Consider the following 20,889-nt stretch of genomic DNA (forward strand, 5'->3'; position numbering starts at 1 on the left):
ATGCTTAGAAAGCTGGATCGCACTGCAACGCTGTACCTGCCCTTACTGCTCATTATGTTCTTTACATTATTGCCTTTTTACTGGACCGTTGTGACCTCTTTAAAGCTCGAAAGCGACATCAATAAAATCCCGGTACAGTTTTTGCCGAACCCGTTAACCTTCGAGAATTTCAAGATAGCATGGACCACAGTGGGATTTTCCGTATTTTTTAAAATTTTAAAACTCTATTTCCGCTTTTCACCATTTGATGTCCTCTCATTCTTTCAAAATGATATTGCTTTATAACCAACTTTTTATATCCAACCACCTCAGTATTAGATAGCCTCTCGGCATTCACCGAGACTGATAGGTAGGCTTGGAAAGAGATTTTCAAACGCCGCACCTCCGTTGAGCGCTCTAACAAACGAGAGAAGGTCGATTACAAGTTAGAAGCCAGTCGCCACCGTTCTACGAAAATGTGGTACATCCGCATTTACGGCATTATGATGTGCTAACACATGCATGCCTGGTATCTTCACCATAAAGATGAACAGAAGCAGAAGCAGGAGCAGTTCTTTTCTAGCGCTGCGTAGCTTTTGAAATTTTTAAGAAAGAGGTTCTATGGCTTGTTTGCTATACCTATTCTTGTAAATGGCTTTCACATCCAGATTTTCCTGCGTGTTTTACCTCTTTTGGGGTTATTTCAGTTCATAACGCCGCCCTAACTCCGAGAGGCTATTTAGGGTATATTAGGGCAGCCTTGTACTGTTACACTACTTTTTTAATGCTAATGCTCTTAGAATGACAGTTACTGCTTCCGCACGGGATGTATTCCCTTGTGGTTTAAGCGTACCATCCGGGTACCCGTCTAGTAGCCCTTTCGAAGTCGCTGTTGCAATCGCAGCTTTTGCCCAATCCGAAATCTCCGCGCGATCAATATAATTCGCACCTTCTGACGTAATATCAATTTTAGTGGCACGAACAATGATCTCTGCCACTTGTTCGCGGGTAATGTAATCGTCCGGGCCAAAGGTTGTATCACTATATCCCGAAACCAATCCTTGCGCCTCGGCTGTGGAGATAGCAGCTTTTGCCCAGTGATTGCCGGTGTCGGCAAATACATTGCCATTCCGCTCGTTCAGGTTGAAGGCTTTTACGACCAGCGTAACAAATTCCGCTCTCGTGATTTTATGATCCGGTTTAAAGGCGCCGTCCGGGTACCCTGCAATAACTCCGGCTTCGATCAGGTCTCGAATATACTTTTCTGCCCAATGCCCTTGGGTATCCGTCAGCTCTGCAGGAGGGATCGATGGCTGCGCCTCTTCCGGTTTCTTTACAGCAATAACGGCAAATGTAGCGAAATGATCGACAGAACCGGCTACTGTCCCGTTACTCTTATCCAACTGCTGGTTATCCAGTGGAATCCACTTTTGGGTATCTTCATTGAACCAATAGATACCGATCTGCGGATGATCCGCGTCTGCTCTATTGTTATCAAATGGCAGCTTGATCGTTACCGGCTTGCTGAATGCATCATCCGTTTCTTTTGTAATCTTGAACATATCGCTGACAAGCTTGGATGCCGGATCAAATGGTAAGCTGGACGTTACTTTGTCTACGGTTACCCTGATGTCGTTTTTGATGGCACCGGCAGGAACAATGATCGTAGCCCCATTAAGGGTGACCGTACCGCCATCGTTAGCCGAAATGGAACCCGTATTCGCTGCTGCTGCACTGCTTCCCCCACCGCCTCTATGTCTGTTTGTATTACTCGTTACCGTATACGTTACGAACTGGGTCAAGTGTTTGGTCCAAATGACCGAATCGTTGCCAACATTAAGTACGGCGTCTCCTCCAGCTGAAATTTCATTATTGGCGGCCGACTGACTATCCGTACTGATCGTGTTCGTAATCGGAATAATCACGCCTTGCGAAACATAACCTGCCAATTTACCGGCTTGTCCTGGAAACACAATTCTTACGGCTTTGTCGAAGGTTAACGACACATCTGGCGATCCTACTTTGATAACTGCGCTAACAGTACCATTGCTGATCGTAACGCTGCTATTGCTCTGAACTTGCGGCAGTTCAATGATGCCATCCCAGCTCGATGGTGCCGTTACTTGAGTATTAGCAGGAATCGACATGAGCACATTGCCAAGTGAAGTGTTCGCGTTTACGACTACAGACGGGAGTATAGCTTGTGCCATCGTTCCGTTTATGACTGGCGCCAATTGTATCGCAGCATTCGTTACTTCCTTCGGAACCGTAATGCTTACCGGGTCCGTGCCGTTCACTTCCCACGATGGTGATCGTGTTGCTGCCTACGTTAAGCGCAATCGGGCTGCTTGCTTGGCCGCTTGCTGTTGCGCCGCCGTTGATCGTCAGTGTCGCATTGCTATCGGCAACGCCAGCCGTTACGGTCAGGCTCGTTACATCGTTCGCTACGCTTACGTTATAGCTTGTCGTAGCCGGGGAGAAAGTCAAGCTGCCGCTCGACAGACTCATGCTTGCCAAATCCGTGTTGCTGACGTTCACGTATTGTGCCGTTACCGTCAGGTCCCCTTTTACCCTGTCGAAGGTCTTGTCCCAGCCTATGAAGGTGTAGCCTTCCCTCGTTGGGCTCCTAGGTGCCGTCACTCCCTCTCCGTCGTTTACAATCTGGGTGGCAAGTGTAGAACCGTCCCAGTCCTTGAAGGTTACTGTATGGATTGGCTGTGCCAGCTTCAGCACTGTAAGTTCGAATTCTTTTGTATCACTTTCTCTGTTGTTATATACAGCAGCTGTCATCGTTACTTTTGCGTCACCGTCTGAATAAGCAGGACGGGTTACTTTTCCGCTGCTGCTTATAACAGCCGTATTACTTGATTCCCATGTAATAGTAGAGCCGTATACCGCTCCTGTTACAGGGAGGATCAGGCTTTGTGTAACTGCAGCCGCACTGTCACCTGCCACAAAGCCGATTTCAAGGGCTGCCTTATCTGCTGCTACCTTCTCGGCATCCGTTACACCCGCTGGAGCTGTATAATCCTTGAGGAACCGGATCCAGTTCAGATCAAGGATGGAAGATGCACTCTCGGTATTAACAAACTTCAGGTAAACATCGTGTATACCGGTAATTGATTGAGATGGTGCCTGAATTGTATTCCAGGTATTCCAAGAGCCTGTACTTCCAAATTTCATTTCAACAGCTCGTTGATCCGCCATGGAGTCTATCCAAACTTCCAGGGTACCGCCCTGAAGTCCGCTAGCCAAACGGGCTTCAAAGCCATTTACGCCACCTGTTCCAAAATCTATATCAGAAAATTTTACCCAATCACCGTTTACAATATGGTTGAGCATGTATTTACCGCCTTCATCGCTGCATACTGCCACATCTACGCCTTGGCGTGTTGCAGCTGTTTCAGCTTCTATGGTACCGAAGGCATCCACTATTTTCGGAGCGTAATCAAATCTCATGTAATCAATATTATAGTTGCCTGGGTTTGTGGCACCCTCAACATTGATTTTAAAAGTATTCGCCCCTGCATCAAGCTTTACATCAGATATTATATAGTCGAACCAATCTCCGTTCTTGCTTGCGTCGCCCCAGGTAGGCGTAACCTTAAGGGCAAAATCAGTTACTTTTGAATTATTTAAGTACACAGCACCCTGACGCGGAGATGAATCATATTTGGGATCATTCTTTTTGCCGCTGTTGCCGCGCAATATCAGATTATAATTTCCAGCCTTCTGGATATCGACCGTAAATTGTACATTGTCACCTACGTTTTTGAACCCTTTTGCATAACCTGTGCCTGTATAGCCTTTCCACTCAGTGTCAATGGTTACAGCCTTCAATGTGGCTTGCTCCAATTCAAACTTATCCCCTGGATTAATAACAGGCCCGGCTGAGCCCTCTTCTCCAAGAGCCGGTTCCACAATTCCGTCAGAATCAAGAGATATATCGATCTGCTCTCCAGTATCAGCAGTCTTTGCATAGACCACACTGCTCACCGAGTCAAGCCAGTAGGCTTCACCCACTGCCTTAAAGTTCTCGTAGGAATCTACCGCCTGTATTGGTACTCCGTTTACGGTAACCCCCCTGACAGTATTGATATGGTTGAACTTGAGGTTGTATGAGCGTTCAACAGGCTTGAATGCTGACGAGTTTGGAGTTACTCTTTTGTTTATTCTGAATGTAATATTCTTTTCGTCCTGGTGACTGTCGAATTTTGTTGTGCTATAAGCATTTTCAGTAATATATTTTCTGGAACGTCCGTCATCCTCATATAATCTAAATGAAGTATCTCCCTTTGGATAGATATCCAATGTTAAAGGATTCAAAGGCTTCTCATCCGCGTAGTTAACGTCAGGCCCCATAGGTATGATGGCACCTGATTTTACAAATACCGGTATATCCGTAAGCTTTGCATTTACATAAACGTTTCTTCCGCTTCCTCCGCCTTCATACCGCTTCCCGGTATAGTAGTTGTACCAGGTCGTATTGGCCGGAAGCCAGAGTTTTACCATGGTATCGCTTTCAGAAAGAACCGGAGCTACAAGGAACCAATCACCGTAGTAGTATTGCCTGTTTAGTTCCCAAGTCTTTGAATTGTTTTGGTTTCCGTCTTCTAAGAACATGGGTCTCATCATAGGTACACCCTGGCTATAACCCTGCCATGCCAATGAATAGGTGTAGGGATATAATGCATAACGTATCTTGAGGTTCTTTTTAAGAGTATCCTGTGCTGTCTTACTGAACGTCCAAGGTTCACGCCCATCATGTCCATGAGTACGCATTATTCCGTTCCAAGCACCGAATTCAGCCACCCATCTTGTGTAAAGATTGTCATTAGGTCTTTTCATGAAGCCTCCAAGGTCATGTGATGTAGTCCAGTAACCCACAAGACCTGATTCAAGGCCAAAGCCTATCTGGTATCCCATTTCTTCCGTTGTGTTCTGGATATCTCCTGACCATGCGGTGGCAAAGTGCTGCCCAGCATAGCTTCCTCTTGTGATGAACATGGGTCGGGACTGGTCCGTGTAATCTTTCCAGGCCTCATAGACACTCTTGGTTGAAAGTGTTGGCATCCAGTTGTAATGGGTGCTGCCCTCAGCCATATCAAATTCATCAGGCCAGAACCAATTACCATATCCAGGTTTTATAACATTGTCCATATGGGCTTTAACCCACTTTTCTCTGACCGTAGGATTCAGAAAGCGACCACCTAGTGTAGCTGGATCACTGTCGTTGACCTTTGCCTCCGGCGTTCCTTTATTATTGTGAAGTCCTACCTCAAATCCCATTGCATTCGCCTTTGCAAACATTGTAGCTAGATCCGGAAAACGTGTGGGATCCCACTTGTGTGGGCTCCATTTATCTCCACGCCAGCCGTAGTCAAATACATAGACATCAGTAGGATAAGATCCTTGTCCGTCATATTTTCCAACACCCCTCAGATGATCCAGCCAATCTAAAAATTCTGCCTGCGTTGCATTGTCGTTACCATACTTTGAGAGCATGAAGCCGTGGGCCCATTTGCCGTAGAGCTCCATACGGCCTGTGAGCTCCGCATACTGGTTGAGAATGGTTTTAAAATCAGGTCCATACATAAAGTAATAATCCAAATAATCCTTTGTTTCAAAACCTCCGCCTCTTTTAAAGAATTTTGTATTCTGATCTATTGTATTAAGGAATATTCCGTAGCCGACGGTACTCATATAGAAGGGCGCAATTAGCTGCCCATGGTCCATGTCAAAGTCCGTCACATCCAAGTCATATTTGTTGAGTTGCTCGCTGTGTCCTTTCTCAGCTGTTCCGAAGCCAAAAATCCCGCCACCTCCAGGCCCTTCAACTTTCTTTACCCCCCTGACACCGGTGCTTGCATCCCAATACATACCCTGATCATCGGCGTCCTTGCTAAGCAAGGTAATATTGTCCTTCTTATACATCTGTACTCTTACAGGAGACTTTTGAACCCTGATCACCATATCATCGGTTTCAATTTTTATGTATGTCCCCTCGTCGCTTACAGTTTTTGCAACATTAGCCCAGTCATTCTTCTGAACCATATAATAGGTTTCATCCGACTGGCGGTATGTACCGTCAACAGAAAGCTGAACTCTAGCCATTCTTGATGTACAGAGTTCTACCTTAACTTCCTGACCTCCAGAGGTAAATGTAAGAATGTTGCCTTCGACCTTATGCGAGGTACTATCAGAGATGTTCACAGTTTGCGCATATGCAACAGGTCCTTTTCCGATTATTGGAGCTGAAGTAATTACTAAAGAGAGTACAAGTATTACACTTACTAATTTTTTTAAATTTATTAGCATCCGTCTTCCCCTCCGTGAAAAAATTCAATGCAAGCGTTATATCAGTTGTTTAATGATGTCGCTATTATCTATTGAGCCAACAATAATAGAATTCTGACTCAAGCCAGCAACGTCATTTTTGATTTCTGGCGTTTTTGTTGTGACTGCATGTATGTCTTTCTGTAAATCTCCCACAGCGCGTACGATTTGCTTATGGTCCGAGTTCGATACATATATATCCGCCACTGCGCCATTTTTAAACAATGGGAAGCCTGATCCATTCTCAATAGGCACATTTTCTTCAGCACGCACATCCACTAGGTTTACGGACGAAAAAATCATCGACAATACGATAACAATGCAACAAGTTTTTTCAAATTTCTATTTGTTGAAAAATTTCCGCTTTTCACCATTTGCATTTCCTTTCATTCTTTCAAAATGATATTGCTTTATAACTAACTTTTTATATCCAACCACCTCTAGTATGCTTGATTGAAGGTCAATGAATCGGTTACTGAATAGGCGGTTCCCGTGACCGCGTTTGGTCCGAATTTTCCCCAGCTATTAGGAATACTATAAAGTGCTTAGGCATTTTACAGATTGATAACAGGCGTAGTGAGGTTTGAATTATTCGTGCTCGAGAAAAGACTGAACCCCTGACAAATCGAAGTGACTGAAACTCACTCTTCGATCCGGAATGTCTCGTTGTCCCGTTCTTCCCCTTGATTCTCGATGTATTCCTTGATGATTCCTTCCGTCACTGTCCCTACCGTCCTGCAAAAGTACCCTGGTGCCCACAGGTGTTGCCCACAGTAGCGTTTCCTTAACTCTTACTTCCTGTAGCATTTTCAATGAGCGCCCTTTCAGGTACTGCATGATCTGGCTCGGCGCGATTGTCGGCGGGTATGAGATCAGTAGGTGCACATGTTCTTTTCCGATGTTCCCTCTCACGATTTTGATGTTTCTCGCTTCGCAACCTTGTCTTATCAGTTCTCTCAGTCGTTCCGCTATCCGTCCTTGCAGCACTTATATCGATACTTTGTTGTCCATACGATATGATACTCTAGATCGTATACGGTATGGCTTCCGTATTTGATGTAGCTCATTTTTCATCACCCTGTCACTATTCTAACAGAGGACACTAAAGTGTCTGCAAGTCCTGCAAGGATCCACTGCCTGAAAGCCAGTGGGTTTAGACCCGGAGCTTGTTAACTCAAACGATGAAGCAGGCCTGTCCCAATCTTCTACAAACTATCTCAATGTAGTGACATTAGCCAACGGATTCATTTTGGATGATTCAATATCTGCACCATTCCATATAAGTACTCTCACCTCATGGCCCTCTACATTGGCGGGAAGTTTAAAACCGGCATTGAGATATTCACTACTCCCTTTTGCAACAACTTTTGATATGAATGACAAATTAACCATTTGTTCGTTGCTGTTATACAAAGCGACAATCACCAGTACAGGCTGTTCAGCTGCATCATGATTCGTAATCTTCACTTTTGCAGCAAGTGTTTCGTTTGGCTGTAAAGAATCCATGTTGAAGGCGGTTTCTACTGCATATGGATCCGATTCACTTAAAATCGTATACTTAAATTCAGCAATATTACTGTCTTCCATTCCGTCTTTTACTGCAATTGCTTTAATCGTCTTGCTTTCCTTCACATCGATTTCGCCCGTGTATAAGGTACTCTCTGCTGTCGGATTGCTTCCATCTGTTGTAAAGTAAATGGACGCACCCTCTGTTGCACTTGTAAGCGCTACTTTTTGCGCGCTTGTATAAGTTCCCGGCGCCGGATTTGCCGCAGGCATCGCGATCTTATTTCTTGCTGCTGCGATATCAATAGAAGCACTTGTTATCGTATTCCCTTCTGCTCCGATAACGTCTCTCGCGGTTACAACGACGGAAAGCGCTTTGCCTCTGTCCGCTTCAGCGACGGTATAGCTTTGGGCTGTCGCCCCTGAAATTTTGCTGCCATTTCTATACCATTGATACTTGAAATCAGCTGCGTTGGCATCGTTGAGCCCCTTCACAAAAGTGACTTTCGCCATAAGCTGCTCGCCGATACTCGGTTCGCCTGCGATTGCCACGTTGGTAACGGTCAGAGGCTTGGGCGTTAATTGAATATAGTCCGTTGACACATACCAGCCTGTGCTTTGGGCGTTCTGGCCGGTTATCTGGAATCTGAACGTCTTGTTCCCGGCGGATGCAAAAGTTACATCCCCGACGTCCATCTCCTTGTAGATCCCCGGATCGGGATAGTATCCGTCAAGCTCAGGTCCGTATGGTTTCCCTTCGATATACAGCTTGAATATCGGTCTCCACGGATGAGCCTTTGTTCTGAATACAACATGATATGTTCCCGCAGCGGGCACATTCACGGTATATTCAACATACTGTCCTACCTCCGTCAGATCTGCCCTGACCCAAATGCCGCCGCTTGCCGCAGAATCAGAAACGTTCACCACGCTTGTTCCATTGGATGTTGCAGCTGTTAGCAGTTCCGCCTCGTACTTGACGGGCTCTCCCGGCACGATGATTCTCAAGGAGGATATTTTGTTGTCAGATTCCATGCCTAAGGAAACCTTGTCCTGATTAAACATCCAGCTGCCGCCTGTGAAGTCCCCATTCTCGTATGCCGCCACAAGACTGCCCTTGGCTACTTTCAATGAGGATATGCTTTTGTCGGTCATCCCTGCCGCTTGCAGTATTCCCGCAGTGTAAGCGCCTCCAGGCAATGTAACGCTTCCGCCCCCATAATTGATTTCCCCGTAGAATGAAGCTTTTGCTCCCGTTCCCGGAAACCCGAGACTTCTATACACGTTGTAGGCCAGAGCAAACGCGCCGGTGTCATTGGGATGCACCTTGTCGGGGAAGTATGCATCCAGATTCTTCGTTGCCACATAGTTGTCAATGATGGTCGCGTTAGTTTCAGACGCCGCTTGTTGCACTAAGGGGGTAATTTCATCTTTTAGAACCGTGCCATTAATATTAAACGTATTATTGCCAAAAACCTTCGGCGGCAACGCCACATAAACTGCAGGATGTGAAGCAAGGTTCTTATAGATCGTGATTAATTCCTTATAATTGGCTAAAAATTGGTCTTTTTTAGCCCAGTTCTGACTTTTTGCATCGTTCGTTCCCAGTTGGATGATAACGATATCGGGCAGAAAAGCTTTGCTGTCGGTGTACTGAGTCTGATTCCAGTAGGGCTTATCGCCGTTTTTCAGCAGCGTAGAGCCGCTGAGGCCATAATTGTTTACCAGATAATCCGTTCCCAGCAGCCTCTGCAATTGCGCCGGGTAACTATTGCCAGAAGACGCGCCCGAACCTGCGGTAATACTGTCGCCCACAGTTGCAATCTTGATCGGTCCGGAAACCAATGGAGCAGAGCCGTCGGCGGCATAAGCAACGGCGCTCCTTGCCGCCGGAACGAATGGCAGCATGCTCAGGAGCATTGCCACACATAGCAGCTTGAACAATCCTATTTTCCATCTGTATGCAACAAACATATGTGGCTTTCCCCTCTCAATTTCATTGCTAAAGCAACAAATTGTAACTGGCTCTTCGCTATACTTCATGGGACAAGTTGGTTGCTTCCATGAATAATAGAGCAACTTGACATGGAGCCTCTGCGGGCATGATTCTTTGCGAAAGCGCGAAACCACAAGGGTTCCGCTGTTTCGCGAGATGCCCACCTATCATGCCCGCCACTCCATGTAAAGTCGCTCTATGAAACCTTTCTGACCCATGCCGAGCAGCGAGGAAGCTTGTAACTGCTTGATCCGCTACGGCTCTAGCTTGATAGGCTGATGATGTTTGATAGAGGAATCATGTTTGAGTTTTTAATATCTGTTCCTTCCCAGACAAATACTTTCGTATTGAATCTGTCGACATTACCAGGCAGTTTGAATCCGGCAACAATCTGTTCGCTTTGTCCGGCTAATATTTTCTTTGATGAATAGGACAGGTTAACCATTTCATCATTCTGATTATAAAGCGCTACGATGACAAGTACATCCTTGTCGATATTGCCAGTATTGACTGCAGTTACATTGGCGTTAAGGCTTTTTAACGGTTCCAGCTTGCTAAGATTGAAAGAAGCATTTACCGTGAATTTTTTACCCTCGTCTACAGCTGTAATCGCTATTGCCGCACTCTGTTTAGCTCCGCCTGCCAGCCCTTTCGCATCTACAGTCGTGACTTCAAATTTGATGAACTTGCCCGCATGCGCTGAAGTGAGCTGCAACGTCTTATACGTCGCGTCGGCAACATCGCTGTACGTGCCATTCTCTGTATCCGCCATTAGCCACCTGTACGTTGACGTTCCTTCCGCGTCGCCATCGGCATCCATGAAAGTATAAAGCCCCGTTAACGTTTCTCCAACCTTTGCCACGCCGCTAATGGAAACATTCGATGCGACCGGCGGTGTGTTCGTTGGTGCAGGACCGATTCTATCCAGCACCAGTTCTGGTCTATTGTTCGTCGCTTCATTGCTTGCAAAAGTAACCTTGGATTTATCGATGGCTGTCGTTACTTCTAGCTTAAAGGAAACCTGCTTGGCGACCATTTGGCTGTTAATATAGTCGGTTACGTCGACTTCATACCATTTCGGAAGCTCACTGTTCGATACAGAGAATCTCCCGATTTCCGTAGCGTTAGCTGTTGGGATATTATCCAATGAGTTGATGTTATCATCCCACGAACCATACGGGATCCCGGACAGCTTTAACTCTCTGATCTGCAATGTATCGGCAGCCGTTGCATATAATCTGATCTTGGCTTGTTTAACCGTATTGCCCGCAAAATCATTGTAATCGAACTTCAATAATGCCACTCTAGTCGTATTTGTCCCTTCACTTGCGCCTTTAAGTTTAACATCAAGAATCTGGTCGTTCTTTTTGACCGTAGAGCTATTCCCCTGTACATACGTATCGACCGTCGGATGATAGACTTCGTGTAGATTTGCAGCTTCAATCGCTATTGCCGCGCTCTGTTTAGCTTCGCCTGCCAGCCCTTTCGCATCTACAGGCGTGACTTCAAATTTGATGAACTTGCCCGCATGCACTGAAGTGAGCTGCAACATCTTGTACGTCGCGCCGGTAATGGTGCTGTACGTGCCATTCTCTGTATCCGCCATTAGCCACTTGTAAGTTGACGTTCCTTCCGTGTCGCCATCGGGATCCGTGAAAGTATAAAGCCCCGTTAACGTTCCTCCAACCTTTGCCACGCCGCTATTGTATACATTTGTTGTGACTGGCGGTGTGTTCACAGCTTCAATCGCTATTGCCGCGCTCTGTTTAGCTTCGCCTGCCAGCCCTTTCGCATCTACAGGCGTGACTTCAAATTTGATGAACTTGCCCGCATGCACTGAAGTGAGCTGCAACGTCTTGTACGTCGCGCCGGTAATGGTGCTGTACGTGCCATTCTCTGTATCCGCCATTAGCCACTTGTAAGTTGACGTTCCTTCCGTGTCGCCATCGGGATCCGTGAAAGTATAAAGCCCCGTTAACGTTCCTCCAACCTTTGCCACGCCGCTATTGTATACATTTGTTGTGACTGGCGGTGTGTTCACAGCTTCAATCGCTATTGCCGCGCTCTGTTTAGCTTCGCCTGCCAGCCCTTTCGCATCTACAGGCGTGACTTCAAATTTGATGAACTTGCCCGCATGCGCTGAAGTGAGCTGCAACGTCTTGTACGTCGCGCCGGTAATGGTGCTGTACGTGCCATTCTCTGTATCTGCCATTAGCCACTTGTAAGTTGACGTTCCTTCCGTGTCGCCATCGGGATCCGTGAAAGTATAAAGCCCCGTTAACGTTCCTCCAACCTTTGCCACGCCGCTATTGTATACATTTGTTGTGACCGGCGGTGTGTTCACCGGCTCAGGGTCGGGACTATAAAGCACCAGCTCTGGTCTATTGCTCGTCGCTTCATTACTTGCAAAAGTAACCTTGGATTTATCGATGGCTGTCGTTACTTCTAGCTTAAAGGAAACCATCTTGGCGACCATTTGGCTGTTAATATAGTCGGTTACGTCGACTTCATACCATTTCGGAAGCTCACTGGTCGATACAGAGAATCTCCCGATTTCCGTAGCGTTAGCTGTTGGGATATTACCAAATGAGTTGATGTTATCATCCCACGAACCATACGGGATCCCGGACAGCTTTAACTCTCTGGTCTGCAATGTATCGGCAGTCGTTGCATACAATCTGATCTTGGCTTGTTTAACCGTATTGCCCGCAAAATCATTGTAATCGAACTTCAATAATGCCACTCTAGTCGTATTTGTCCCTTCATTTGCGCCTTTAAGTTTAACATCAAGAATCTGGTCGTTCTTTTTGACCGTAGAGCTATTCCCCTGTACATACGTATCGACCGTCGGATGATAGACTTCGTGTAGATTCACAGCTTCAATCGCTATTGCCGCGCTCTGTTTAGCTTCGCCTGCCAGCCCTTTCGCATCTACAGGCGTGACTTCAAATTTGATGAACTTGCCCGCATGCGCTGAAGTGAGCTGCAACGTCTTGTACGTCGCGCCGGTAATGGTGCTGTACGTGCCATTCTCTGTATCTGCCATTAGCCACTTGTAAGTTGACGTTCCTTCCGTGTCGCCATCGGGATCCGTGAAAGTATAAAGCCCCGTTAACGTTCCTCCAACCTTTGCCACGCCGCTATTGTATACATTTGTTGTGACCGGCGGTGTGTTCACCGGCTCAGGGTCGGGACTATAAAGCACCAGCTCTGGTCTATTGCTCGTCGCTTCATTACTTGCAAAAGTAACCTTGGATTTATCGATGGCTGTCGTTACTTCTAGCTTAAAGGAAACCATCTTGGCGACCATTTGGCTGTTAATATAGTCGGTTACGTCGACTTCATACCATTTCGGAAGCTCACTGGTCGATACAGAGAATCTCCCGATTTCCGTAGCGTTAGCTGTTGGGATATTACCAAATGAGTTGATGTTATCATCCCACGAACCATACGGGATCCCGGACAGCTTTAACTCTCTGGTCTGCAATGTATCGGCAGTCGTTGCATACAATCTGATCTTGGCTTGTTTAACCGTATTGCCCGCAAAATCATTGTAATCGAACTTCAATAATGCCACTCTAGTCGTATTTGTCCCTTCATTTGCGCCTTTAAGTTTAACATCAAGAATCTGGTCGTTCTTTTTGACCGTAGAGCTATTCCCCTGTACATACGTATCGACCGTCGGATGATAGACAGCAGGTTGAGCATCCGTGGCATACGCTGGAAAAGGAGCAATTTGCGACAGTCCAATAGACATGAGGACGATGATGGCGATGAGTAAATATTTTGACAGTAATTTCATATCGTTTTCTGGCCACCTTTCTATTTTAGTCTGCCAAATACTTAAACTTAACGAGTACCGGTGTGGCTAATCCATTTGTCCCCAACGCCGCCGTGAGCTCTCCTTGAATCTTGTTATTCGGCGTGAACGTAAATGTAAATTTCCCTTCTGTGCCGCTTACCGTCTGACCAATCCAATCCACGTTGCCTTGCGGATCTGTAATTTTTACCGTAACCGCTTTTCCGCTGCCGCTACCCACAAAGCCTTCAAGGGTAACCTTCTTGCTTGCGTCATTGACAGTGGTCGTTACATCGTAAATTACCCCTTCTTTGACCTGCTTTGTTACCGTCACCGTACAACTCGCCGTTTTGCTTCCATCGTCGGTCGTTACAGTGATGACTGCGGTTCCTTCTGCTTTTGCTGTGATTTTGCCGTACTCTACGATCGCTGCCGACTCATTGCTCGAGCTCCAGCGCACGTTCTTATTGTCCGCATTCGCTGGCGCTACCGTGGCCGTTAATGTTATAGTTTCCCCTACCTTCAACGAGGCCGCGGTTTGATTCAAGCTTACTCCGGTTACGTGTACGCTTGAGTCACCTCCTGAATTCGGATCCGTTGGGTTCTTTGGGTTCTTTGGGCTCGTTCGGCTCGTTGGGCTCGTTGGGCTCGTTGGGCTCGTTGGGCTCGTTGGGCTCGTCGGATCCGTTGGGTTCGTTGGATCCGTTGAATTCGTCGGATCCGTTATGACTGCAACAATCCCGTTTTCAATCTTCAAAACGCTTCCCTTTTTTTCTGCCTGCCCGTTTATCTTCACACCATCTGCAAAAATTTTAATGCTGTCTATGTTCGAATTGCCGGAAATGGTAATGGATGTATGTTCTCCGGTGATGACAACCTCCCCTGTTACCGTGATGTTGTCCAGAATAGCATTGTCCTCACCGGTTCCTGCCGTTACATACAAATTCCCTTTGATCTTTACATTTTTTAGCGTAACGCCTTTCTTATTGATAAGAGCGTTTCCCGGAACATCCAAAGCTGAATACGTTCCTGGACGCACGAACAGTTCCCCTGCCAGATTGTCAAACATCTTCACGCTTTCAGCACGAGTAATCTGCCTGTCAGGTTTGAATGATTGATCTTCATATCCCGATATATAACCGGCTTGCGCCAATCCGCCCACATACCCTCTGCTCCAGTCGGCAATATCCTTGGCATCCTTGAAGCTGTTCGCTTCATTTGCCTCCGGCACATTAAAAGCCATAGACAAAACTTTGGCGACTTCCTGACGTGTAATGGGGTCGTTGGGTCTTACGTTGTAATCCCCATCCCCTTGAACATATCCCGCTGCAACAGCTTTTGCGATATAGTCTGTATACCATGCGTCCGCCGAAACATCCTTAAAATTTGTCTGCACGGTTTCTGTTAATCCCATCGTTTCAGCAATTAACTTAAAAAATTCCGCACGAGTAATCGGAGCATCCGGTCTAAAGTTCCCGTCTGGATATCCGCTAACAATTCCTGAAGATTGCCACTTGGTAATTTCCTTGGACGCCCAATTGGTTTCATAGTCGGATGATTCGGCATATACAATGCTGCTCATCAAGAATAACAGCATTATGGGTAACATCATTAATGTTTTCTTTAACATAGACTCACCATCTTTTCCTGATAGTAGTTGCAATACTTGCAGCATGGGGACGGACTTTATCCGCCGATTGAGCGCAAACGATGAAGCAGCTCGTCCCCCAATCTTCTAGAAACTATCTCAATGTAGTGATGTTAGCCAATGGATTCATGCCGGATGATTCAAGATCTGCGCCCTTCCATACAAATACTCTCGCCTCATGACCCTCTACATTGGCAGGAAGCTTAAAGCCAGCATTGAGATATTCGCTGCTTCCATTTGCAACGACTTTGGATATGAATGACAAATTAACCATCTGCTCGTTGCTGTCATACAAAGCGACAATGACCAGTACAGGCTGTTCAGCTGCATCATGATTCGTAACCTTCACTTTTGCGGTAAGTGTTTCGCTTGGCTGTAAGGAAGCGATGTTGAAGGTGGTCTCTACTGCATATGCACCCGATTCGCTTAAAATCTTATACTTAAATTCAGCAACATTACTGTATGCCATTCCTTCTTTTACTGCAATGGCTTTAATCGTCTTGCTTTCCTTCACATCGATTTCGCCCGTGTATAAGGCGCTCCCTGTTGTCGGATTGCTTCCATCTATTGTGTAGTAGATGGAAGCGCCCGCAGTTGCGCTTGTAAGTGATACTTTTTGTGCGCTCGTATAAGTTCCCGGCACCGGGCTCGCTGCAGGCATCGCGAGCTTATTCTCGGCTTCTACGAGCACCGTAATGGGAGCCGTTACTGCCGTAGTGCCATCACTAATCTTTGTAACCTTAATCATAACCTTTACCTCTTCATCCTTCTTCTGAGGGGTTACAACTCCGTCGGTTGAAATAATTTCAGGGTGACTTGAGCTAGCAATTTCCAGTTTATATCCAGAATTATTCGGAAGATCTAGCGCATTGTTGTGGTACGTTAATGATGTAATGGCATGGGCGATTTCCTCTGCAGTTGCTGCTAAATACACCTTCATGTCATCGACATCGTAAATTCCGTCCACATACTTATCCAAACCGAACATATAAAAGTTGAGTTTATCGCCATCTTGTACTCTGAATTTAAAATCTTTAGCGACTAACTGATTGTTGAAATAACCACTGTATGTCTTGTTCGTCGTATTTACAACAAACTTTACATCATACCATTTATTGTCTTCGAAGGCAGCGACCATTTTTTTGTTCTGGTCGTCTTGCATCATCACTTGCTTCTTGGTTTTATCCGTATTTTGATCAAAAGCTGCTGCAATCGCATATGAACCTGGAGCTGTAGAAATGTAAGCAAAATTCGTAAATCCCGCACTCTTAGGCAGTCTTACTTTCATCTCAATTACAATTTCTTTGCCAGCCGCTCCCTCTTCCCCGAATGGCAATTGAAGCAATGCCTGAGTCCCGCTTGTGCTAGAAGAGGCAAAGCGTAAGAATCGTTTGCCATCCTCTTCGGCTACAAAAGCCTGTCCGCCGTTTGTTAAACTTTGCACATTAAATCCATAAGGCAATTTGCCTAATTCATTTCGATCAAAATTCTGATAGGCAATGTATTTAAATGGCCCATCAACTAGCTTTTGACTGTTTCTTAAATTACGCTCTGCATCTGATAGCTTTGCAATAGCATTATCAATGACAGTCATATCTCTAGTGCCACTATCTCTCAGATTTTTCAGTTCTTGTATAGAAGAAAGCACCAGGTCATATTCAGCTTTTCCATAACTACCAACATCTGTTCCAACAGGAACAGGTGCATCCTGCAATCTTTTTTCAACAGCATCAATCGCACTAGACATTTTCGTTAAAGCAATACTATCAGGGTTTTCTAGTGCTCTTTCTGAGACAACCCAACTTGCATCACTAGGAGGGTTCTCTGATGATGTCGTAAGATAAATTCTATCTACAACAATACCGTCTTCCCTCATCCAAACATTGAAAGTATGCTCTCCTGCTGTAGGGACAGTTATAGTGCCATACTTTTTCGACGGCCACACCCATTTTTCATCTATTCCATAGTTCCAGAATCCAGATGTATCAAAGCTCTGTGATTTATATACACCATCAATGCCTCCATAAATAGAATCAGCAGACTCGTCAATAAGTCTAGTTTTCATCCATACATTATAGGTACCTGGTGTGGAAAATTTTACCTTAAATTGCATTTCAGGACTTTTACTTACTAAGTCTGCTGCATTGGACCAAATTTCGCCTTTATCTGGCAGTCTCATTGCATAGCCTGTATCAGACTGCGTTATTCTCCATGAATTTCCGCTTTTTGCTATTACTTTTGCATACTCGCTATTTTCCATGGCTATTTCTGGTTCTATTGATACCTTTCCATTTTTCTCAAGAATGGCACCTTTTCCCCATGAAGCTGTTATATCTTTTTTGGTTTGTGCTACAGGAGCAGTACGAGGCAACATATCAAATCCAGAAGAAAACGTATTGTTATATGTACTGTGATAGCTTTCAGCAGGTCCATTGTCAGCATATAAAATACCGCGTTCATCTGTATAAATGACCATCTTATCAATCATGATATAATTATCAATCATCCAAAGTTTTACAGTATGCTTACCCACTGTTGGAATGTTAACATTTGTAACATGTTTTTCAATATGAGGGAAAAGATTTTTTACCCAATCTGTACCTTGGCCTTCGTCAACTGCATTACTGGATACAACTATTGGATCCCCATTATCAATTGAAACTGCAAATTTTATAGTTCCTTTCGAATCTAAAGTAGGTACTCTATAGATTTGCATCGGAAATTTTCCTGCACTTTCAAACTGTACATCATATTCCAAAGAAGGTGCGGATTCTTTTATTTTATCTTCTGGGACTCTTGTTAGGGATGGGTTATATGATCTCATAACATCTCCCTTTGTTCTTCCAAGATTGTAAATTTCCTGCCACCTTAAAGCTCCTGCATCATTTTTTCTGCTGTAATGCTCGGCTTCCATGGATATATACCCATCCGCTTCAGCATAGCCTTGCACATTATCTAAACCTATAGATGTTGCTCTTATTCTTACTGTTATGGTCTTTTCTATTGCTCCACTTTTTAAAGTTATTAAACTACTTTCACCCTTATGGCTGCTTAGATTGCTTATGTTTACCCAAATACGATCTTCATCCATAATTGTTCCGCTTGTTTTGGAAAGTTTAATCCATTCCTTGTCAGCAGAAGCAGTCCACTCAAAACTTCCTGCTCCCTTATTGAAAATATCTAAATATTTTCCACCTTGATTGAATTCCGAGAATTCTATAACTGAATTATCACTTACATTTTCTTCACCTTGCACTATTGCGCCCATTTCAGGATCTCCTAATTTTAATGCCGGTGATCCCGCTGGCCATTGAGGGATTATTGGTGGAGCATGAACCTCAGGGTCCATTATTTTATTCCATTTACCCCCAGCTAGCCCCTTGTTATAATATGTTATTTCATCTTTCTTTTTCTGATCTGCCTCTTGAGACAGCGCTAAATAATTATTTGCAGAAGAAAGCCTTCCTTGATCATATGCCATGTTACTTCTATCTGCGTAATAGTATGATTTATTTACATAATATACCCATCGAATTTTAGATAAGACTTGTTCATAAAAACCATCTCGCATATTTTCTGGCAAGCTATTATACACTGAATTTGCTCTATCAAAAATATTTTGATAGGCTACCATTCTCTTAGTTGCTTCATCACCATAATGCAATTGATCAAACGCATCAATTCTCATATGTTCGGGTCTTCTATTTCTAGTTAGTTGATAATACGTGTTGACAATGTCTGTTACTTCATCTGCATACTGAAGTCCATATTGTCTGCTAATCCACTCTTTTAAGAATTTATTTGGATTGTTCTCATATTTATGAACATCCCAACCATATCTAAGAAAAAACTCCATTTCGCCTTCCAAAGGCTTTAAATCACCAACATTTAATACCCAAGCTTTTTGAATCCCTGACTCATAGCTCTTCTGTAATTCTTCTGCCATTAAAGCCAATGGAGAACCACCTAGCCACAAATAGCTTTGATCTGCTGGTGCCCAATATGAAACGTGATAATATAAACCATGCCCACCACTTCTTTTTCTTTCAGCTTCATTAGGCAGCCTTCTCATGTATCCATGATTATCATCAACCCACATTATTGTTAAATCATCTGGAACCTCTAAACCTGCATCATATAGAGGCAATACTTCCTTATATGGAATAAGCAATTTGAAGGCCTTTTTATATCCCTCTTCCCCCAAAACTTCCTTCATCATTCCCTGTTGATCTTTTATAATTTTTCCAAGCAAATTAACCTTTCTTTCTAATTCAGTAGCACCAGGAAATGTGCCATTATTGATATTTGCAGTAGTAAATGGCTCATCGTGAGCACCTCTCATACCTAATGTCCACTGAGATTCATAGTTCTTGTTTCTCGTAAGGCTATCTTTCCAAAACTGTAGTACGGCCTCAGGGCTTACTGTATAGTCATATTTAACATCTGTTTTGTGAATAGCGTCATAATTTTTTTTCCAATCAGGCCATTCCATATTATTGTTTCTTAAAAACATTTCAGGGTGACTAGACCCCATTACAATTCCGTATTCATCAGCTAATCTTGCATTTTCAGGATTATTATTAAATCCATTAACATGCATAGCAGGCCATAAGTAATTTGCTTTTAGTCTCAACAATAATTCATATATTTTATTATATACTTCAGGTCCTATTGTCCCATTATTTGAATTTGCTTTTGCCCACTCATTAAGTTTTTCTTCATCATTTAGAAAAATCCCTCTGTATTGCACATCCGGTGAATCTATAATTCTAGTATCTGCCTTGATATATACGTTTTCTTTCTTTGAGATGGCAACATCAGCAAAATAATACCATGGAGATACTCCCATTTTTTCAGAAATATCATATAGTCCAAAAATAGTACCTCTTCTATCAGTTCCAGCTACAACTAATGCCTTGCCAACACCCGCAAATGGATTTTCAACAACATCAATGATAAAGCCTTCCCATTTATAGCTTCCATCGCTATTTTTTAATTCTTCTACATTTAACTTGTTATTGTTTATTAGAGTGTCAATTGCTTCACTACTACCAATAGTACCGAATATCACCACATTCCCACTGTTGGGTATTGAGTTTGCAATTTGTGCTTCAACATTAGTAACATTCTTAATATCTTTCTTAAAATCATTAACTGCTCTCTTGACACTTATAGAATCATTATTATCCACAAATAAATTTGCTGAAATTCCATTTTCCACTAATTTAAAATCATTTCCTGTAGTTTCAGTTGACACATAACTGCCAGGATTACTTATTTGTTTCTCAAGTCCTTTTGCTTCTGCGGCATTTGCAGTCACAGCCGCAGCTGCAATACTTGTCTGTAAAATCATCGTGAATACAAATGCCAATGCAATCCATCGTTTTATTCGATTTTTCATTCTTCACTGCCCTTCCTCTTGAGGTATTTTGGGAAACATAATTGAGACGGTACGTTCTTATAAAGGCTATCGACTCCACCTCCATCCAAATTTTTCCTCGTCATCGTTAGCGTAAGCGTTACCAAGCGGAATTTAAATAGGGTTGTTTTTATATAAATCTGAAAATAATTTTAGGGCCAAAAAAACTACGACTGACCAATTAATGTACAACACTTATTTTCAGC

At 44.1% G+C, this 20,889-nt stretch carries 7 protein-coding genes and 2 pseudogenes; 1 reads left to right on the forward strand and 8 read right to left on the reverse strand.

Going from position 1 to position 20,889, the window contains the following annotated elements:
* On the forward strand, positions 1-285 hold the full coding sequence (locus tag ACFQ0C_RS04205) for an ABC transporter permease family protein (RefSeq protein WP_379364273.1): 285 nt from the start codon (positions 1-3) through the stop codon (positions 283-285).
* Between the two features lie 467 nt (positions 286-752).
* On the opposite strand, the gene ACFQ0C_RS04210 is transcribed toward ACFQ0C_RS04205, so the two are convergent.
* The 8 genes and pseudogenes from ACFQ0C_RS04210 to ACFQ0C_RS04245 form a co-directional block, all read right to left on the reverse strand.
* A complete protein-coding gene (locus ACFQ0C_RS04210) occupies positions 753-2,189 on the reverse strand; it encodes an S-layer homology domain-containing protein (RefSeq protein WP_379364366.1) in 1,437 nt (478 codons plus the stop codon).
* Positions 2,110-6,297 (reverse strand): TIM-barrel domain-containing protein, encoded by a 4,188-nt coding sequence (locus tag ACFQ0C_RS04215; protein ID WP_379364275.1) that lies wholly within the window; start codon positions 6,295-6,297, stop codon positions 2,110-2,112. Before ACFQ0C_RS04215 ends, ACFQ0C_RS04210 begins: the two co-directional genes overlap by 80 nt.
* 659 nt (positions 6,298-6,956) lie before the next feature.
* A pseudogene (locus tag ACFQ0C_RS04220) lies at positions 6,957-7,091 on the reverse strand (transposase); the annotation flags it as partial.
* Positions 7,092-7,161: 70 nt separating this feature from the next.
* Positions 7,162-7,382 (reverse strand): annotated as a pseudogene (tnpA, locus tag ACFQ0C_RS04225) (IS200/IS605 family transposase); the annotation flags it as partial.
* A gap of 145 nt (positions 7,383-7,527) precedes the next feature.
* Complete coding sequence (locus ACFQ0C_RS04230) at positions 7,528-9,795, reverse strand: chitobiase/beta-hexosaminidase C-terminal domain-containing protein (RefSeq protein ID WP_379364277.1); 2,268 nt, start codon at positions 9,793-9,795, stop codon at positions 7,528-7,530.
* Positions 9,796-10,079: 284 nt separating this feature from the next.
* Entirely contained in the window at positions 10,080-13,619 is a 3,540-nt protein-coding gene (locus ACFQ0C_RS04235) for a CBM96 family carbohydrate-binding protein (RefSeq protein WP_379364279.1), read from the reverse strand.
* Positions 13,620-13,644: 25 nt separating this feature from the next.
* Positions 13,645-15,246 carry an S-layer homology domain-containing protein gene (locus ACFQ0C_RS04240; protein WP_379364281.1) on the reverse strand — a complete coding sequence of 534 codons (1,602 nt, stop codon included), beginning with the start codon at positions 15,244-15,246 and terminating at the stop codon, positions 13,645-13,647.
* Between the two features lie 112 nt (positions 15,247-15,358).
* Complete coding sequence (locus ACFQ0C_RS04245; protein ID WP_379364283.1) at positions 15,359-20,665, reverse strand: glycosyl hydrolase 115 family protein; 5,307 nt, start codon at positions 20,663-20,665, stop codon at positions 15,359-15,361.
* Positions 20,666-20,889 lie beyond the last annotated feature (224 nt).

The organism is Paenibacillus sp. GCM10027630 (genome assembly GCF_042676305.1).
GTDB lineage: Bacteria > Bacillota > Bacilli > Paenibacillales > NBRC-103111 > Paenibacillus_S.